Source organism: Halopseudomonas sp., assembly GCF_041579695.1.
Classification (GTDB): Bacteria; Pseudomonadota; Gammaproteobacteria; order Pseudomonadales; family Pseudomonadaceae; genus Halopseudomonas.
Window position 1 is genome coordinate 1 of the sequence record NZ_JBFGFI010000066.1, and the last position, 16,980, is coordinate 16,980.

Annotated in this window: 15 protein-coding genes, 1 tRNA gene and 1 pseudogene; 9 read left to right on the forward strand and 8 right to left on the reverse strand. The window is 57.6% G+C overall.

The window, feature by feature from the left end; genetic code table 11:
- Both ABYA88_RS12005 and ABYA88_RS12010 read left to right on the forward strand, forming a co-directional pair.
- Positions 1-718, forward strand: a 718-nt coding sequence (locus tag ABYA88_RS12005) for a DUF4401 domain-containing protein (protein WP_373187550.1), incomplete at its 5' end; no start/stop codon positions are given.
- Positions 715-1,233 (forward strand): GDYXXLXY domain-containing protein, encoded by a 519-nt coding sequence (locus tag ABYA88_RS12010; protein WP_373187552.1) that lies wholly within the window; start codon positions 715-717, stop codon positions 1,231-1,233. The genes ABYA88_RS12005 and ABYA88_RS12010, both read left to right, overlap by 4 nt.
- A 145-nt stretch (positions 1,234-1,378) precedes the next feature.
- Here the strand turns inward: ABYA88_RS12010 and ABYA88_RS12015 are convergent, their stop codons facing one another.
- The 4 genes from ABYA88_RS12015 to msrB all read right to left on the reverse strand — a co-directional run bounded on the left by ABYA88_RS12015 (position 1,379) and on the right by msrB (position 3,337).
- Positions 1,379-1,558 carry a hypothetical protein gene (locus ABYA88_RS12015; protein ID WP_373187554.1) on the reverse strand — a complete coding sequence of 60 codons (180 nt, stop codon included), beginning with the start codon at positions 1,556-1,558 and terminating at the stop codon, positions 1,379-1,381.
- Between the two features lie 68 nt (positions 1,559-1,626).
- Positions 1,627-2,106: a peptidylprolyl isomerase gene (locus ABYA88_RS12020; protein ID WP_373187555.1), complete on the reverse strand. Its 480-nt coding sequence runs from the start codon at positions 2,104-2,106 to the stop codon at positions 1,627-1,629.
- An 83-nt stretch (positions 2,107-2,189) separates the two neighbouring features.
- Positions 2,190-2,810 carry a peptide-methionine (S)-S-oxide reductase MsrA gene (msrA, locus tag ABYA88_RS12025; RefSeq protein WP_373187556.1) on the reverse strand — a complete coding sequence of 207 codons (621 nt, stop codon included), beginning with the start codon at positions 2,808-2,810 and terminating at the stop codon, positions 2,190-2,192.
- A 2-nt stretch (positions 2,811-2,812) separates the two neighbouring features.
- Positions 2,813-3,337, reverse strand: coding sequence for a peptide-methionine (R)-S-oxide reductase MsrB (gene msrB, locus ABYA88_RS12030; RefSeq protein WP_373187558.1), 525 nt, complete (start codon positions 3,335-3,337; stop codon positions 2,813-2,815).
- 271 nt (positions 3,338-3,608) lie between these two features.
- Between msrB and ABYA88_RS12035 the strand changes: the two genes are divergently transcribed.
- Positions 3,609-4,817, forward strand: coding sequence for a serine hydrolase domain-containing protein (locus ABYA88_RS12035; protein ID WP_373187560.1), 1,209 nt, complete (start codon positions 3,609-3,611; stop codon positions 4,815-4,817).
- 4 nt (positions 4,818-4,821) lie between these two features.
- On the opposite strand, the gene ABYA88_RS12040 is transcribed toward ABYA88_RS12035, so the two are convergent.
- A complete protein-coding gene (locus tag ABYA88_RS12040) occupies positions 4,822-5,949 on the reverse strand; it encodes an ABC transporter ATP-binding protein (RefSeq protein WP_373187562.1) in 1,128 nt (375 codons plus the stop codon).
- Positions 5,950-5,962: 13 nt separating this feature from the next.
- Complete coding sequence (gene argF, locus ABYA88_RS12045) at positions 5,963-6,868, reverse strand: ornithine carbamoyltransferase (protein WP_373187563.1); 906 nt, start codon at positions 6,866-6,868, stop codon at positions 5,963-5,965.
- A 261-nt stretch (positions 6,869-7,129) separates the two neighbouring features.
- Here argF and ABYA88_RS12050 point away from each other — a divergent pair, with 261 nt between their 5' ends.
- The 3 genes from ABYA88_RS12050 (at position 7,130) to ABYA88_RS12060 (ending at position 11,969) form a co-directional block, all read left to right on the forward strand.
- Positions 7,130-9,220, forward strand: coding sequence for a molybdopterin oxidoreductase family protein (locus tag ABYA88_RS12050; RefSeq protein ID WP_373187565.1), 2,091 nt, complete (start codon positions 7,130-7,132; stop codon positions 9,218-9,220).
- Positions 9,221-9,308: 88 nt separating this feature from the next.
- Positions 9,309-9,629: a Grx4 family monothiol glutaredoxin gene (grxD, locus tag ABYA88_RS12055; protein WP_373187566.1), complete on the forward strand. Its 321-nt coding sequence runs from the start codon at positions 9,309-9,311 to the stop codon at positions 9,627-9,629.
- Between the two features lie 192 nt (positions 9,630-9,821).
- Positions 9,822-11,969, forward strand: coding sequence for a TonB-dependent receptor family protein (locus ABYA88_RS12060; RefSeq protein WP_373187568.1), 2,148 nt, complete (start codon positions 9,822-9,824; stop codon positions 11,967-11,969).
- A gap of 72 nt (positions 11,970-12,041) precedes the next feature.
- Here ABYA88_RS12060 and glp read toward each other — a convergent pair whose 3' ends face one another.
- Positions 12,042-13,250, reverse strand: coding sequence for a gephyrin-like molybdotransferase Glp (glp, locus tag ABYA88_RS12065; RefSeq protein WP_373187569.1), 1,209 nt, complete (start codon positions 13,248-13,250; stop codon positions 12,042-12,044).
- Positions 13,247-13,783 carry a molybdenum cofactor biosynthesis protein B gene (gene moaB, locus ABYA88_RS12070; protein WP_373187570.1) on the reverse strand — a complete coding sequence of 179 codons (537 nt, stop codon included), beginning with the start codon at positions 13,781-13,783 and terminating at the stop codon, positions 13,247-13,249. Before moaB ends, glp begins: the two co-directional genes overlap by 4 nt.
- Before the next feature lie 67 nt (positions 13,784-13,850).
- Here moaB and mobA point away from each other — a divergent pair, with 67 nt between their 5' ends.
- From mobA to ABYA88_RS12085, 3 genes and pseudogenes are all read left to right on the forward strand, one after another.
- Positions 13,851-14,438 carry a molybdenum cofactor guanylyltransferase MobA gene (gene mobA, locus ABYA88_RS12075; RefSeq protein ID WP_373187571.1) on the forward strand — a complete coding sequence of 196 codons (588 nt, stop codon included), beginning with the start codon at positions 13,851-13,853 and terminating at the stop codon, positions 14,436-14,438.
- A gap of 78 nt (positions 14,439-14,516) precedes the next feature.
- Positions 14,517-14,593, forward strand: a tRNA-Pro gene (locus tag ABYA88_RS12080).
- 168 nt (positions 14,594-14,761) lie between these two features.
- Positions 14,762-15,993, forward strand: a pseudogene (locus ABYA88_RS12085) (tyrosine-type recombinase/integrase).
- Positions 15,994-16,980: the final 987 nt, after the last annotated feature.

A 16,980-nucleotide genomic window follows, 5' to 3' on the forward strand; every position in this document is an offset into this window, starting at 1 on the left:
GAACATCACGCAGGACAATCTGCGCGCGCCGGCCCTGTTCTGCATGTTGCTGGCGGGAATTCTGCTCTGGTTGCCTTCATCCTTCCTGCATCGGCACGTCTGCGCGCTGCTGGTACTGACCGGCGCGGCAGTGCTGATGGGAGACGGCACTGCTCTGGCGTTTTATGGGGTGGTTCTGGCCGCTTTGGCATGTGCGCTCTGGTTATGTCGCCAGCGCTGGGCAAGCCATCAACAGGCGAACCGTATCCGGGCTCTGGCCGATGCTGCGACCCTCATGTCGCTGCTATTGGCCGCGATGCCGCATCAGCAGTTGCTGACGCACATGTTCGATTTTCAGTCTGACCTATCCAGGCACTGGATCAAGGTGGTGTACCCGGCGGGTATGGGCATCATCCTGCTGAGTGTGGTTGCCTGGCTGATTCGTGATATGAAGGGGCTGATGCGCTGGTCGGTGCTGGGCATTACGGCTCTGGTGGCAATGCTTGCGCAACCAGCCCCCGGCCTGGTGCTGACTATTGCACTGGGGCTTGCCCTGTTTCATGCCAGCAACCGGAGCTGGCTGGTACTGCTCCCGGTATTCGCTACTTTCTACCTGTTCGTACTCTATTACAGCCTGCATATCAGTCTGTTGGAGAAATCCCTGTTGATGATCCTCTGTGGCGCAATCCTGCTGGCAGGTGGCCGACTCATGCCGCGCTGGTCGAGGCTGCGGACATGAGTCGCATTACATTGCGCGTTGGCATTCTGGCGGCCTGGTTATTGGTCGTTGCGGTCGCACTATTCGCCATTCAGGGGTATGAGCGGACTTTGCTGCATGGCCAGCCTGTTCTGCTACGGCTGGCCCCGGTCGATCCCCGCTCGCTGATGCAGGGCGACTATATGGCTCTGCGCTTTGCGGCCGACAGCCGGTTGATTGATCAGCCTGCCGAGCCGGGCGAAGCCAGTAGGAGCCTTCCGGGGTTTGCCCATTTCAAGCTGGACGACCGTGGCCGGGGCGAGTTTGACGGGATGGGTGATACGCCACGTACCGGAACGGGGACAATCAGCATGCGTATCCGCATGATCGATGGCGAGCCATCGGTAGGACCCAATGCGTTTTTCTTTCAGGAGGGCACGGGCGAACTTTACGAGGAGGCGCAATGGGGCGGATTCCGGGTGGCTGGCGATGGTGCCGCGCTGCTGGAATCATTGCATGATGCGGATCTGAAGAAAATCGGATCGCAGCGGCGTTAGCCGTCAGACGCTTTGATGATGGGCTATGATCGAAATGCTTCGGAGGTGTGTTCTTGCTGTGCAATCAAGAAGTCTGCTGGGCAGACTTTCTGAGGGAACTGCGCGCCAGGCTCGCGCCTGGCCGTGGCGATGCCGCCAGTCGCAGTTACTTAGCGGCAGGGCGTCCGGGGCGTGGGGCGCCGTAGACCTGACCGCTCTTACCATTGGGGATCTTCTGGATTTCACCGCCGGAGGCGAGAAACGAGTCAATCTGGTTATCAATGGATTTGCTTGTGGCGACTGCTGCGTCGGCCTTGCGTTTGCTTGGGGCGGTTTTGGCTGCCATGGGTACCTGCCTATATTAAAGTAGGTGCCTATACTACACTTTTTTCTTGCATTTTGCTACGCAATTGTCTAGTGCTGATGCCCGTCTGCGCCATGGGCGTGGCCGTGGGCGAGTTCGTCTTCCGTAGCTTCACGTACCGAGAGAATTTCCACGTCGAAGTTCAGATCCTTGCCTGCCAAGGGATGGTTGCTATCAACCGTGGCCTGGGATAGCCCGACCTTGATTACGGTTACCTGGCGCTGGCCTTCCTCGGTTTCAATCACTGCCACCATGCCCGGCTTCCATTTTTTTGCGCCATGCAGATGCTTGACCTGGACCTTCTGAATCGCATTCTCCTGGCGCGGGCCATAGGCCTTGTCCATTGCTAGCTCGACGCTGAAGGTGTCGCCAGCCTCCCGGCCTTCCATGGCGTCGACCAGTCCCTCAATCAGTCCGGGCTGGCCGTGCAGATAAAGCACTGGCTCGTGATCATGCGAGCTTTCCAGCAATCCGCTAGCGTCTGAAAGGGTGTAGTGAAACTGGACAACGGTATTCTTGGCGATCTGCATCGTATGGTTTCCGCTCGGGCCTGTTATTGGGAGTGCGCCATTATCAACGCCTGAACGATTTATTTCCAATTGGATGATGGTGCCTACTCGGGTTGCTCGCCCCACAACTCGTTCAGCCGATTGTCGCGCCCACAGGTGGTGCGGTAATAACGATAGCGCAGCGGGTTCTTCTGGTAGTAGTCCTGATGATATTCCTCCGCGGGATAGAAAGCGGTCTGCGGCAGAATATCAGTCACGATCGGCTTGTCGAACCGGTTCTCGATAGAGGCGCGGGACTCCTCGATTGCCTTTTTCTCCCGTGCGTCATCATAGAACAGCGCGGTGCGATACTGAGCGCCGCGGTCGCAGAACTGCCCCCCTGCGTCCAAGGGGTCTACAGTGGGCCAGTAGGCGTCCAACAATGTCCTGAAGTCGGTCTTCTCCGGGTCATAGAAGACTGCAACGGCTTCGATATGGTCGGTCCGGCCAGAGGAAACCGCCTTGTAATTGGCTGTCTCGGCATCTCCTGCGATGTAACCAGACACGGTCTCGAGCACGCCTGTTTTCTTGTCAAAGTCGGCCTCCGTACACCAGAAGCAGCCGCCAGCGAAGACTGCCATCTCGCTGCCCGGCGGACCGTCTTGTTCCTGCAATGGCTGGTTGGCAACAGCGGCCTGATGCCCAAGCCCAAGAACCAGAGTAATACCCAATAGCAATCTGCGCATGTTCAGCCTCTCAGTTCGGGCAGATCTTCGCCCGCGGGTATGAAGTCGAGTGCCACGCCGTTGTTACACCAGCGCTCGCCACGGGGAGGTGGCCCGTCGTTGAATACATGACCCTGATGGCCGCCGCAGCGGGCACAATGATACTCAGTGCGCGGCCAGATCATGCTGTAATCCTGCCGGGTGTCCATATGGCCCTCGATTGGCTGGGTGAAGCTGGGCCAGCCGGTACCGCTGTCGAACTTGTGCTCGCTCTCGAACAGCGGCAGATGACAGGCCGCGCAGACGTAGGTGCCAGGCTCGTAAACCTTGTCCAGCGGGCTGCTGCCGGGGCGCTCCGTAGCGTCCTCGAACAACACTTCGTAGGCCTCTTCGGAAACCTTGTTGCGCCAGTAGCTCTCTGGCCTGTCCAGTGGTTCGAATTTCATGGTCTGCTCTGCACTGCCTGTGGTCTGCGCCATTGCGGTGCGAGCAAGCAATGTTAACGCCGGTAGTGCCAGCAGTCCGGTCAGAAGTGTTCTGCGGTTCATGATGTGTCCTGCTTGAGTTAGCTTATTTTCAGCTTAGTCCCGGTCGGGGCTATTACAAAGCGCATGATCATTTCAGGACATGTAGCGGCGGCAATATGGCCTGCGCTAAATCGAGTTGTGGCTATATGGCCGGACAATTTGCGAATATGCTTCTTGCGTACTGCGATCTAAGGGTACGTGCACAACAATATCGATAATTGCAGAGGTCTTGATGAGACACCGATCATTGCGCAGCACTATGCTGCTTCCCGTGGTATGCCTTGCAGCCAGCATGGCTTTTTTTGTTGCGCCATTGCAGGCGCAGGAGCAAGAGCAGAGCGACGAGCGTTACCAGATTTCCGTCCCACGCTTGCAGATGCTGGGTCAGGCAATGCACGCTCAGGTAGCCGAGAAGAAGCTCGCTGGCATCGCCACGCTGGTCTGGCAGGGCGACCAGATCATCCACCGTGATCAGGCCGGGTATCAGGACCTGGAGCAACTGAAGCCACTTACCGACGACAGCATTTACAAGATCTTTTCGCTGACCAAGCCGATCACCGGCACAGCGCTGCTGATGCTGTATGAGGAAGGGCATTTCAAGCTGGACGATCCGGTTGGCAAGTATCTGCCAGAACTGGCAGATCTGCGCGTGGAGATCGCCGATGGCCCCGATGGTGAGCTGCGTACCGCACCGGCGGATCATCCAGTCACCATTCGTGAGCTGATGACCCACACTGCAGGCTTTACCTACGGTCGTTTCTCCGAGTCGCAGACCGATCGGCTGTATGTCGAGAACGATTTGCAGAATATCGATTCCACGTTGGCCGACATGGTTGCCAAGCTGGGCGATCTGCCGTTGCGTCAGCAGCCGGGGACGCAGTGGCATTACAGCGTCGCGGTAGATATTCAGGCGCGCCTGGTTGAGGTTTTGTCCGGCATGGCGTTTGACGAGTTCCTGCACAAGCGGATTTTCACGCCATTGGAAATGGTCGACACCGGATTCTTTGTGCCGGAGGACAAACAGGATCGTTTTGCTGTGTCCTATACGCCGACCGATGACGGCCTGAAGCCCTATCCCAACGATCCCTGGCTGAGCAAGCCATCGTTCCTGAATGGCGGTGGAGGTCTGGTTTCGACCATGGATGACTACCTGCGCTTTGCCCGCATGCTGCTCAACGAAGGCGAGCTGGAAGGCGTGCGGATCCTCAAGCCAGAAACCGTACAGATGATGCGTAGTAACCAGTTGCCAGAAGGCGTGGAGGGTCCCGACTGGGCTCCCGGCAACCTGTTCGGTCTCAACGTTGCGGTGGTCACCGACAGCGAAGCGGCCTATTACCTGCCGGTAGACACGTTTTGGTGGTGGGGCATCCACGGACCCTGGGCCTGGATCGATCCGGCCAACGAAATCATCGTGCTGGGTATGATGCAGAACACCGACTACAGACATTCTCGTATGGTGCATGCGACGGTGAGTAATATTCTCTACCGCCCCAAGCCCTGAGTAGCTAGCGCTCGGCGGCTTCCGGTGAGGCCGCATCGAGCATCTGCTCCAGCGGCAGCTGTGCATGGACATTGACGCTGCCCTGGGCGGCAAACACGACCAGATGATCGGCTGCGACGCGAATGCCGACGGCTTCGCCCAGCGGATGGTCATCGTGACTCGGGAAGATGGCCTCGAGAATGCTGCCAGTAGGCAGTTGCAGACGATACATGGTTGTGGCGCCAAGGAAGGTCTTGCCGATGATGGTCGCCTTCAGGTCGCTATCGGTCTGGCCGACAATGTCGTCGGGTCTGAGCAGCACATCCACCGCGCTGCCAGGCTGCAGCTTGTAGGCCCGGTTGCCGCGGATCACACCCAGCTCGGTTTGTACCGTATCCGGTGAGATCAGTTGCCCGCGGATGAAATACCCCTGGCCGATGAAGCTCGCCACGAAAGGCGTGGCCGGTTCGTGGTAGAGGTTGTATGGCGAATCCCATTGCTGCAGCTTGCCGTCACGCAGAACGCCGACATGGTCACTGACCGCGAAGGCTTCGTTCTGATCGTGAGTGACCAGCAGGGCGCTTGTGCCGCGGTGCTTGAGAATCTCGCGGACCTCACCCGACAGCCTGCGGCGCAACTCGCCGTCAAGGTTGGAAAAGGGTTCATCCAGCAGCAGCAGTTTTGGATCCGGTGCCAAAGCCCGTGCCAACGCTACACGTTGTTGCTGGCCGCCCGACAGTTCGTGTGGATAACGCTTGCCCAGCTGGTTCAGTTTTACCAGGTCTAGCAATTCTTCGACGATGCGTTTGCGCTCGGGGTGGCGATTTATGCCGAACGCAATATTGTCCTGCACCGTCAGATGAGGAAAGAGAGCATAGTCCTGGAAAACCATCCCGATGCGGCGCTGCTCGGGTGGAGTCGTTCTGGTCGGACTGGAGAGGCGCTCGCCAGCCAGCTTGATTTCGCCTGCGGTAACCGGCTCGAAACCGGCAATCGCGCGCAGGATAGTGGTCTTGCCGCATCCCGACGGACCCAGCAGACATCCAATATCGCCATTGCGCAAATGGATATCGAGTCCTGTTACCACGGGATGCCCGGCATAGCCACAGGCCAGTTGATTCAGCTCGAGAACGATGCTTTGAGAGTCGGGCATTTTGATTCCTTGATCAATCGGCCAGCAGGAATTCCACCAACGCCTTCTGCGCATGCAGACGATTTTCAGCCTGGGCCCAGACAACACTGCGGGGATCTTCCATCAACTGCTCGTTCACTTCCTCGCCACGGTGGGCTGGCAGGCAGTGCATGAAGAGTACCGACTCATCGGCATGATCAAGCATCGCCGGAGTGACCTGGTAGGGCGCGAAACGCTTGAGACGGCCTTCAGCTTCATCTTCCTGCCCCATGGATGCCCAAACGTCAGTATTCACCAGATGTGCGCCGCTAACCGCCTCCAGCGGATCGCGGGTAACCGTAACCCGGTCGCCGGCCTGATCCAGGAATGTCTGATCCGGCTCGTAACCCTCGGGGCAGGCTATCCGCAGATTGAAGTCGAACTGTATGGCGGCCTGGATGAAGGTATTGCACATGTTGTTGCCGTCACCGACCCAGGCCACCGTCTTGCCCTGAATATTGCCGCGGTGCTCAAGGTATGTCTGCATGTCGGCCAGCAGCTGACAGGGATGCAGGTCGTCGCTCAGTCCGTTGATCACCGGGACCCGTGAATATTGCGCGAAGGTCTCCAGGTCCGCATGGGCAAAGGTCCGGATCATTACCGCATCGCACATGCTCGACAGTACCCGGGCGCTATCTTCGATCGGCTCGCCGCGGCCCAGCTGGGTGTCGCGGGGAGAGAGAAAGATCGCCTGGCCGCCCAGTTGGATCATGCCCGCTTCAAAGGAGACGCGGGTACGCGTGGAGGCCTTTTCGAAAATCATGGCCAACACACGGTTTTTCAACGGCTCGTAGATGACGCCCTGTTGGTGCAGCGACTTGAGTTCGACGCCCCGTTTGATCAGACCGATCAACTCGGCCTGGGAGCAGTCCATCAACGAAAGAAAGTGCCGTACAGTCATGTTTACTACCTGGAAAGTGGCCGGTCAGAAGCCGGAAACAGAAAGCCCTACCGTGACCAAAGGGCCCGATACAAGCCATACCCTAAATAGAGAAGGGGCTGATCTTATCGGTAAAATCCGCTGCAAGGCAAATACCCATGAAAAGCCTATGGATGCTCGCGAATCAGATCAATGAATAGCGGAGCATTTTGCCCCTTGTCGCCTCCCCCGGCGCGGCCTAAAGTTGAGTACTGAAAAATAGCTCACAAAAGAGACACTTCTATGCCTGCAACCCACTTCCGTGCCTGTCATCTTTGCGAGGCCATCTGCGGCCTGGCTATCGAAACTGAAGGCGATCAGATCCTGTCGATCAAGGGAGATGCCCAGGACCCGTTCAGCAGAGGGCACATATGCCCCAAGGCAATTGCATTGCAGGACATCCAGAATGATCCGCAGCGGTTGCGCATGCCGGTGAAAAGGGTAGGTGAAAGCTGGGAGCAGATTGGTTGGGAGGAGGCCTTTGATCTCATAGCCGAACGGCTGGCGGGCATTCAAACCGAGCACGGGCGTAACGCGGTAGGTGTGTATATGGGCAATCCCAACGTACATAACTATGGCTCAATGACGCACGGCAATTACTTTCTGGGCCAGCTGCGCACGCGCCAGCGCTACTCGGCCACCTCCGTGGACCAGTTGCCGCACCATCTGGTATCGCTTTGGATGTATGGTCACATGCTGGCGATCCCGATTCCGGATATCGACCATACCGATTTCTTTCTGATGCTCGGCGCCAACCCGATGGCCTCCAACGGCAGCATCATGACGGTGCCGGATGTCGGCAAGCGGATCAAGGCACTCAAGGCGCGCGGCGGCAAGCTGTTGGTGGTGGACCCGCGCCGCAGCGAAACAGCCGAACAGGCCAGTGAACACCTGTTTATCCAGCCGGGCACCGACGCCGCGCTTTTGCTGGCGCTGGTGAACACCTTCTTCGATGAGAACCTGGTCAGGAACAGCCCTGCGCTGGCCGCTACTCAGGGTCTGGAGGAGGTGAAGGCTGCAGTTGCGCCCTTTACGGCCGAGGCCATGGCCGAACACTGCGCTATCGATGCCGGTCGTATTCGACAATTGGCCCGTGATTTTGCCGGTGCCGAACGCGCAGTCTGTTATGGCCGCATGGGCGTATCCGTGCAGCGCTACGGCACCCTGTGCCAATGGCTTATCCAGATAATCAATCTGGTAACGGGCAACCTTGACCAACCCGGTGGCGCACTGTGCACCGAGCCGGCTTTCGATGTTGTTTCAGGCAAGCCAGGGCATTTCGACCAATGGCGTAGCCGCGTTTCCGACCTGCCCGAATTCAACGGTGAGCTACCGGTAGCAGCGCTGGCCGAAGAAATACTGACGCCCGGCGAGGGGCAGATCCGCGCGCTGGTGACTTCGGCGGGCAACCCTGTGCTTTCCACGCCCAACGGCCGGCAGCTTGATCGCGCGCTGGAGAGCCTGGAGTTCATGGTCAGTGTCGACCTGTATATCAATGAGACTACTCGCCACGCCGACGTCATCCTGCCGCCCACCTCCTCGCTCGAGCACGATCATTACGACATTACCTTCAACACCTTCGCAGTACGGAATGTGACTCGGATCAATCAGCCGATTCTTTCCAAGCCTGAGGGCAGTCTCCACGATTGGGAAATCTTCGTCGGGCTGGGGCGCGCATTCGCTCGAGTCACCGGCCAGGAGCCGCGCTCTACCATGCCGCCGGCGCAGATGATCGATGCCGGTTTGCGCGCCGGCCCGTATGGGGAGCGACTGAATCTCGAGGTGCTCGAGCAGCACCCACACGGCATCGATCTGGGACCGCTCAAACCGAATCTGCTGGGCCGGCTACGTACTGACAGCAAACAGATCGAGTGTGCACCGCAGGCAATGCTGGAAGACCTGCAACGTTTTGCCACCGATATCGGTCAATTGAAGCCGCGGGACGGAGAGCTTCGGCTGATTGGTCGTAGGCATGTGCGCAGCAACAACTCCTGGATGCACAACTATCAGCGCCTGGTCAAAGGCAAGCCGCGCGACCAGCTGCTGATGCATCCGGACGACCTTGTCCGCCGCGGTCTGACCGACGGTCAACAGGTGATAGTGCGCTCTCGGGTAGGGGAGGTCGCTGTCATGGTCAATGCCAGCGACGAAATGCTCGCCGGGGTAGTGAGCCTCCCCCATGGCTGGGGTCATAACCGCCCCGGCACGGAGCAGGATATTGCCAACCGACATGCCGGCGTCAGCGCCAACGACCTGACCGATGAACGTTATCTGGATCCGGTCACCGGCAATGCGGCACTCAACGGGGTTAATGTGGAAGTAGTGGCTGCCTGAGGCGGGCGAGTATTTCCGGGCAGCTTATTGCGTTACAATGGCGTTATTTGCAGGCCCGTTCGCCTCCATCAGCTACAGAGGACACATCATGGAAACCATCGATACCATCAAAGAACAGATCGGCAAGAACCCGGTCCTGATCTACATGAAGGGTGCACCGAATGCACCGCAGTGCGGCTTTTCCGCCCGTGCCGTGCAGGCCTTGATGGCCTGTGGTGAAAAGTTCGCCTATGTGGATATTCTGCAGAACCCGGACATTCGCACCGAGCTGCCCAAGTATGCCAACTGGCCTACATTCCCGCAGTTGTGGGTTGATGGTGAACTGGTCGGCGGTAGCGACATCATCATCGAACTGCATGAATCCGGCGAGCTGAGCAATATGGTCAAGGCAGCAACCAAGGCCGAATAACCCGCGTTTTCGGTAATGCCCGTGCTCGCTGATCAACAGCGAGCGCGGGTTTTTTTTGCCTGTAGAACGCACCCGCGCGCCATCTTCCACAACGTAGTGTCGCGCTGCAGATAAAAAAGTGTTTGATAATCATTATCAACATCAATAAGATGCCCCACGAAATTAAGACAAACTATGAGTGGGGGAGCACTAATGAACAAGAAACAAGGGCTGTATTTAAGCGCTGTTGCCATCGCCGTATCCATTGCCCTGCCAGCCATGGCAGAAGATCAGGCTGTGCGCCTGAACGCCAGCGAGATCATCGGCAGCAAGCAGAAAGCGCTGCAACTCCCGGGTTCGGGTACCGTGCTCACTCAGAGCGATCTGGACGAGTTCAGGCACACCGACATCAATCGGATTCTGGCTGAAGTCCCCGGCGTTTATGTGCGCAGTGAAGAGGGCTATGGTCTGCGTCCAAACATCGGTATTCGCGGCACGCCAACAGAGCGGTCCCAGCGCATCACCCTGATGGAAGACGGCATTCTCGTCGCGCCGGCGCCTTACTCAGCCCCGGCCGCCTATTACTTCCCTACTGCCGGCCGTCTTGCGGGCATTGAGGTACTCAAAGGTCCCGCGGCGATTGCCAACGGCCCGTACACCATTGCCGGGGCTATCAACATGTTGTCCACGCCGATTCCGGTCAAACCGTTTGGTGGCCGGATCGTACAGGAGCTGGGCGAAGACAGCAGTTTCCGCACCCACGCCCACGTTGGCGGCTCAAGCACCCATTTTGGTTGGCTGGTCGAGGGTCACAAACAGGCGACTGACGGTTTCAATGATATCGACAATGCGTCCGACCAGACCGGTTTCGACAAGGAAGACGTGCTGGTCAAGCTGCGTCTGAACTCTGATCCGACCACTGACGTGTATCACCAGTTCGACCTGAAACTGCAGCACGCATCGGAAGACTCCGATCAGACCTACGTCGGCCTGACCGATCGCGACTTCAAGGCTGACAGCAACCGCCGTTACGGTCTGACCCGCGAGGACAACATGGATAACGAGATGGAGAGCTTCACGCTCGGCTATCTCCTTGATACCGGGTCCTTCAGTCTGCTGACGCAGGGTTACTACCAGGATTACAAGCGTAACTGGTACAAGGTTGACAAGATTGCGGGTACGGGTGCAAGCAATGCGTTCGATTGCGCAAATAGCGGCGCTAACTGCAGCGGCACCCTGGTCAATCAGTCAAACGCTCAAGCCATACTCAACGGTAACGCAGCCGCAGCAGTGAACGTCAAGGCCAACAACCGCCTGTACAAATCCAAAGGCCTCCAGACCCGCTTCAACACTGATCTGGCTTGGGGCAGTGTCCAGCACGGCGTAGAAATCGGTGCGCGTTATCATGAGGACGAAGAAGTTCGTGATCAGTTCGTTGACTCTTATCAGCAGGGCGCTGATGGCAGCTTCACCTTTACTGGTATGCGCACACCCGAGGCCAAGCGCAGCAAGACGGCCAAAGCCTACTCGCTGTATCTGACTGACGAGATCGGTTTGGATCGACTGACCCTGACCCCGGGTGTGCGTCTGGAGGACTACCGGATCGGCGATAACCCCGACGAACGCGAAGTCATGTTCGGTCTGGGCGCGCATTACCAGCTGGATGCCAACTGGGCGTTGCTGGCGGGCGTGCATGAAGGATTCACTCCGACCAGTACTGCCGGCACCGATGCGGAAGAGGCACTGAACTTCGAAGCCGGCTTCCGTTACCTGGATGATCGCCTGTACGCTGAAGTGATTGGTTTCTACAGTGACTATGACAACCTGATCGGAACCTGTACTGCCTCTACCGGTGCCAACTGTACTGTTGGCGACCAGTTCAACGGCGGTGAGGTGGAAGTGCGTGGTCTCGAGTCGCGCGTGGAATATCAGCTGGTGCAAACCGCTGCGTACAGCTTGCCAGTCAGCCTGAGTTACACCTGGACCGACAGTGAGTTCAAAACGGCTTTCAACAACAGCTTCTTCGGCACGGTCGAGCAGGGGGATGAAGTGCCGTCGATTCCAGAGCACCAGGCCACCGCGACTGTGGGCTATCGCGGCGCCCAGGGTTTTGCGGCCGACCTGCGCGGTAACTGGGTAGACGGTACCTGCACCATGGCTACGTGTGGTCAGTTCGAGCAGGTGGACAGCTACTATACGGTTGACCTGTCGACCCGCTACGCATTCAACGAACAGACCGAGGTTTATGCCAACGTCATCAACCTGACCGATGAAACCGACGACATCATTGCGCGCCAGCCCTACGGCGCGCGGGGTCAGGCACCGCGTACCGCGTTGGTTGGTGTTAGCCACAGCTTCTGATGAAGCCGCTGCCGGCCTCTGCTGCCGGCAGCAATCTTTGTTCTTTAAACCCGCTCCGGCGGGTTTTTTTGTTTAATCGAAGAGGCCTTCAAAAGGCAGGAAGGGTAGCGTATCGCCGAGTGCTACGGTCTTGCCGGCGGCGATGCAAACCAGCCCACTGGCCTGACTGGCACTGCTCAGTACGCCAGAGCTCTGGTTGCCGGCCAGCACCACACGACCCTGTTCCAACCGAGCGCGAAGATATTCATCGCGATTGCCTGCGCGTTGCCACTCGAAACCCGCGGGCACTTCCAGCTGGATCGGATCAACATCGTGCACGCCGAGACGGCGGAGCAGGTAGGGGCGTACCAGCAGCAGAAAAGTGACCAGTACAGCAGCGGGATTGCCTGGCAGACCCAGCACCGGAGTACCGGCGAAGCGGGCGAGGGTGAAGGGCTTGCCTGGCTTGATCGCCAGCTTCCACATAGCTAGCTCGCCATGGTCGCGAAGAGTCTGCCCAAGAAAGTCCGCCTCACCGACCGATACGCCGCCCGAGGTGATAATAACATCGGCCCGGCCGGCTAGACTTTGCAGGCGCTTGCGGGTCGCATCCGGGTCGTCTTCAAGAATGCCGGCATCGATCACCTGTTGACCCAGACGCTGCAGGCAACCGATCAACGTGTAGCGATTGCTGTTGAATATCTGGCCGGCGCCCAGTGGCTGGCCCGGCTCCACCAGCTCGTCGCCAGTGGACAGCACGGCGATGCGCAGGGGTTTGATAACCTCAACCGTATCCATGCCGACAGAGGCGATCAGTCCCATATCCTGAGGCCTGAGACGTATGCCCGGCTCCAGCAGAATGCTACCGGCGCGGATGTCCTGTCCTTGGGGGCGGATGTTCTGGCCGGGTTTCAGCGTGTTGGCAAAATGTGCCTTGCCCTGTTCATCGACACTGACGTTTTCCTGCATCTCGATAGTGTCAGCCCCTGCGGGGACCGGCGCACCGGTGAATATTCGCGCGCAGCTGCCGCGCTCAAGGGGGGGTGGCGCCATGCCAGCGGTAATTCTCTGACTTATCGGCAAGCCGGTTGCTACCGCTCTGGCGATGTCATCGGCATGCAGTGCATAGCCGTCCATTGCGCTGTTATCCCATGGGGGGACGTTGTGTAACGATCGCAGAGGCTTGGCCAGGACGCGACCGATCGCATGTTCCAGTCGCAGCGTCTCGGTGTCGGGCAGCGGTTCCGCTGAGGCGCTGGCCAGCACCCGATGTAATGCTTCGCTAACGGCCATCAGACTCATGAGCGTGTCCCACAGGCGGGTGCGGCAGCCAGGTGCTGAACAAAATTGCACGGCCCGGTGCGGCTATCGAGTTGCTCGCGCAAGATTCGGCCCCAGGCGGTGCGGCACGCTCCGGTGGAGCCTGGCATACAGGCTACCAGGGTGCGGTTGGCCAGGCCCGCCAGTGCCCGGGACTGCAGCGTCGAAGTGCCGATTTCTTCCCAGGAGACGTGGCGGAACAGTTCACCAAAGCCGTCGACCATTTTATCCAGCAGTGGCGTCACCGCTTCCGGAGTGCTGTCACGCCCGGTAAAGCCGGTACCGCCGGTGATCAGGACCACCTGGATTTCCGGGCGCACGATCCAGTCCGAAACCACAGCCCGGATCCGGTAGATGTCGTCAGGGTGCAGCTGGCGATCGACCAGTTCGTGGCCTGCAGCCGTTACGCTGTCAGCCAGAAACTGGCCAGAGCTGTCGGTTTTCAGGTTGCGGCTGTCGCTAACCGTCAGCACAGCAATATTCAGGGGTGTGAATTCGGCGGTATCATGGCCCATCTCGGGGTATCCTCTGGCAGTTTTCGCACTCGCTGTTATATCACAGCACAGCATAGGGAGTCGGCCTGTGGCGTCATCAGATAGCGTTCGCTTCAGTGCTGTGCTGCTCGCAGGAGGACAGGGCAGTCGTCTCGGCGGACGGGACAAGGGGCTGATGGTCTGGCGCGGCGAGCCAGTAGCCGCTCACCTGGCCTGCGTTGCCAAGCAGTTGACCAGCGAAGTCCTGATCAGTTGCAATCGCAATCGGGCCGTTTATCAGCAATGGGCCGATCGGCTGGTAGCTGACGATGCGCCTGGTTTTCCTGGCCCGCTTGCGGGCATTCTTGCGGGCTTGAGAGCCTGCTCCGGTACGCATATGTTGGTGCTGCCCTGTGATATGCCACAGCTTGATGCTGAACTGCTCGAGAGACTGCTGGAGCTGGCGCGGTGCCAGCCGGACAGACCGTGTCTGGCGCGCGCGGGCGAGCAATGGCACCCCTTGCTGGCGGTGATCCCGCGGGAGCTATTGCCGGACCTGCAGTCGGCCTGGGACGAAGGCCAGCGAAGCCCCATGCGCTGGCTGCTCGGACAGCCGCATGCCGTATTGCAACTGTCCGCCGGCGATCCCCGGCTACATAACGCGAACACCCTGGCCGACTGGAGCATGAGCAGCTAAGCTACTGCTTAGGCACAGAATTTTTACCTCAAGGGTATTGTGCAAAGCACTCTTTTGGGTAAAATGCCGACACATCATCGGGGTGTAGCGCAGCCTGGTAGCGCGTCTCGTTCGGGACGAGAAGGTCGCTGGTTCGATTCCAGTCTCCCCGACCAAAACCCTGTTTCTGGTTGTATCACAACGTATCCAGAAGCCCGCAAAAGTCCGCCCCGTGCGGGCTTTTGCATTTCCAGGCGTTTCCCTTTGTTTCCTGTAGTAGCTATCCCTCTTGTATGCTGATGTGTATGCGGTAAATCTCAGTCATTCTTCAAGAGATAGCATACATAAAGCGCGAGGATATCAAGCGCAGGCCCCTGTCTGACACGGTTCTCAGCAATCTTGAGCCAGAGCCGAAGCTCTATCGCGAGCAGGACGGCAATAATCTGTATTTCAAGGTCAAGCCTGATGGCAAGAAGGCGTGGGAACTGCGTTACAAACGTGCCGACGGTAAATGGAGCTGGCTCGGGCTTGGCATCTATCCAAGCGTAAGCGGTAGCCGAGCTCGCGAGCTCGCCGAAAAATATCGAAAACAGATATCTGACGGCCACGATCCTGTGGCAAAGAAAAAACAATTGAAAGCCGATCTTAAGAACGTTGCTGACTCGAATTTTAGGACTGTCGCCCTAGATTGGTTCGAAGCGAGAAAGGATCGCTGGGGACAAGGCTACCAAAAAAGAGTAATGGGAGCTTTTAAGCTGCATGTATTCCCTGTCATGGGCAAACGTGATTTTCGAGAGATAACACCCCTCGAAAGGTTCCGTTTCTTTCAGAACATGCAGAAGAAGGGCATCCTGGATCAGACAGAGAATGTCCGGCGGTCATGCAGAGGGGTCTACAATCTAGCAAAAGTGACCGGAAGGATTACGACTAATCCCGTTCAGGGGCTTGAAGAGGAGCTCTACAAGCACCGATCTAAAAACTATCCTCATGTGTCGCCAGACGAACTGCCTGAACTGGATTACAAAATAAAAGAGATGTCTGAGGATAAATTTAGCCCGGAGATCAGATATGGGCTGTCGATCTTGATGCAGTTAGCTGTTCGGCCTACTGAATTGCGAGAAGCCCCTTGGTCGGAATTTGATCTAAAGAAGGCGCTTTGGGAGATCCCCGCAGAGCGTAACAAGTCAGGCAGAGCGCTTCTGGTTCCGCTTTCAAAGGAGGTGATGGCTGATCTCCTCGAGCTAAAAAAATCAGTGGCGGCTATCAACATCTTTTCCCTGGTCGGCATGACCAGTCGAAACCACTGAGTAACATGGCTTTCAATATGGCCCTACGACGGCTCGGATATGAGGGGCGTCAGGTAGGGCACGGTTTCAGACATGTCATGTCTACATGCCTTAACGAGAACGACTTTAACAAGCAGCATGTCGAAGCACAGCTGAACCATTTTGAAAAAGGGGTGGCTGGTGATTACAACAAGGCTATATACATAAAGCAGCGTACCCAGATGATGCAGTGGTATTCACAGCACCTGCATCAGCTAGCCGACGGTTATCGATTGACTTGTAATCAGTAGGTCCCGAGTTCGACTCTTGGTGCCGGCACCATAAAAATCAAAGACTTGCCCGAAAAGGCAGGTCTTTTTTTTGGCCAAAAATTGGTTTGGGGTAGGTTTGGGGTAGGAGTTTGAGCAAAATACTTTCCGGGTTAGATAATTTTGCCTACTGCCAGAGAGGACATAATCTCTGCTCGTATTCTAGGAAGCTGATGCCATGATCCGACTGGATTTGAATACAAATGACGCTGAAGCGTTGCTTCGTCACGCGAAGAGCTTCAAGCCCGCCACGGTGATGCTCGCGAGGACGGCCGGCTTTCGGATGCACTTCGTGACCTGGCTGAAGCGATTGAGCAATCGCTGGGTGAGGATGGCATCTAGAGCGCTACTGGGACACTTTTGGGGCGGTTCAGATGGCTGTACCCAGCCCATCTAGTTAATTGGGAAGCAATGATTCGACACAGGGGGCCCTAGTCGGCCCCTAGGAGGGCGCGTTCACAGCGCGCTGTTGGCGTTTTAGCGAAATGCCGTCCTCCCCCTTTTCAATTGCCAGCTCATCTCCCAAATTCCAACCAAGCTTCTCAAGTAGCTCGGATGGAAGCTCAACAATAACGTCTCCGCTGCCATCCCCTGAATCTTGGCAAACAACTCGCCAGCTATCAGACGTGCCCATAACGTCACCCTCGCTATATAAAGCTAAAGTATGGCAGCTTCATCTCGGGGACGCCTCGCTGTCGCGCACGCTCACGTCTTCGCGGCTGTGTTACAGGTCGATCGCACAGATAGAAAAGCCCGACTGCAGTGAGTAGGCTTCTGGGTATATCCAAGGGGGAGCTAGGCGCCAGCTATTCTCTGTGCAAGCGAGGTGGTTTCCCTTTCCTGAAGTACCGCTAACGGCCAGAAGCGGGGTAGAACGCTTCAAGGTGTCTACGAAATTCGGGGCGATTCACTCCAGGCTGAAAATCGGCGATTGGAGGCCGAGCTCAAACGCGTATCGTAAGAGCGAGA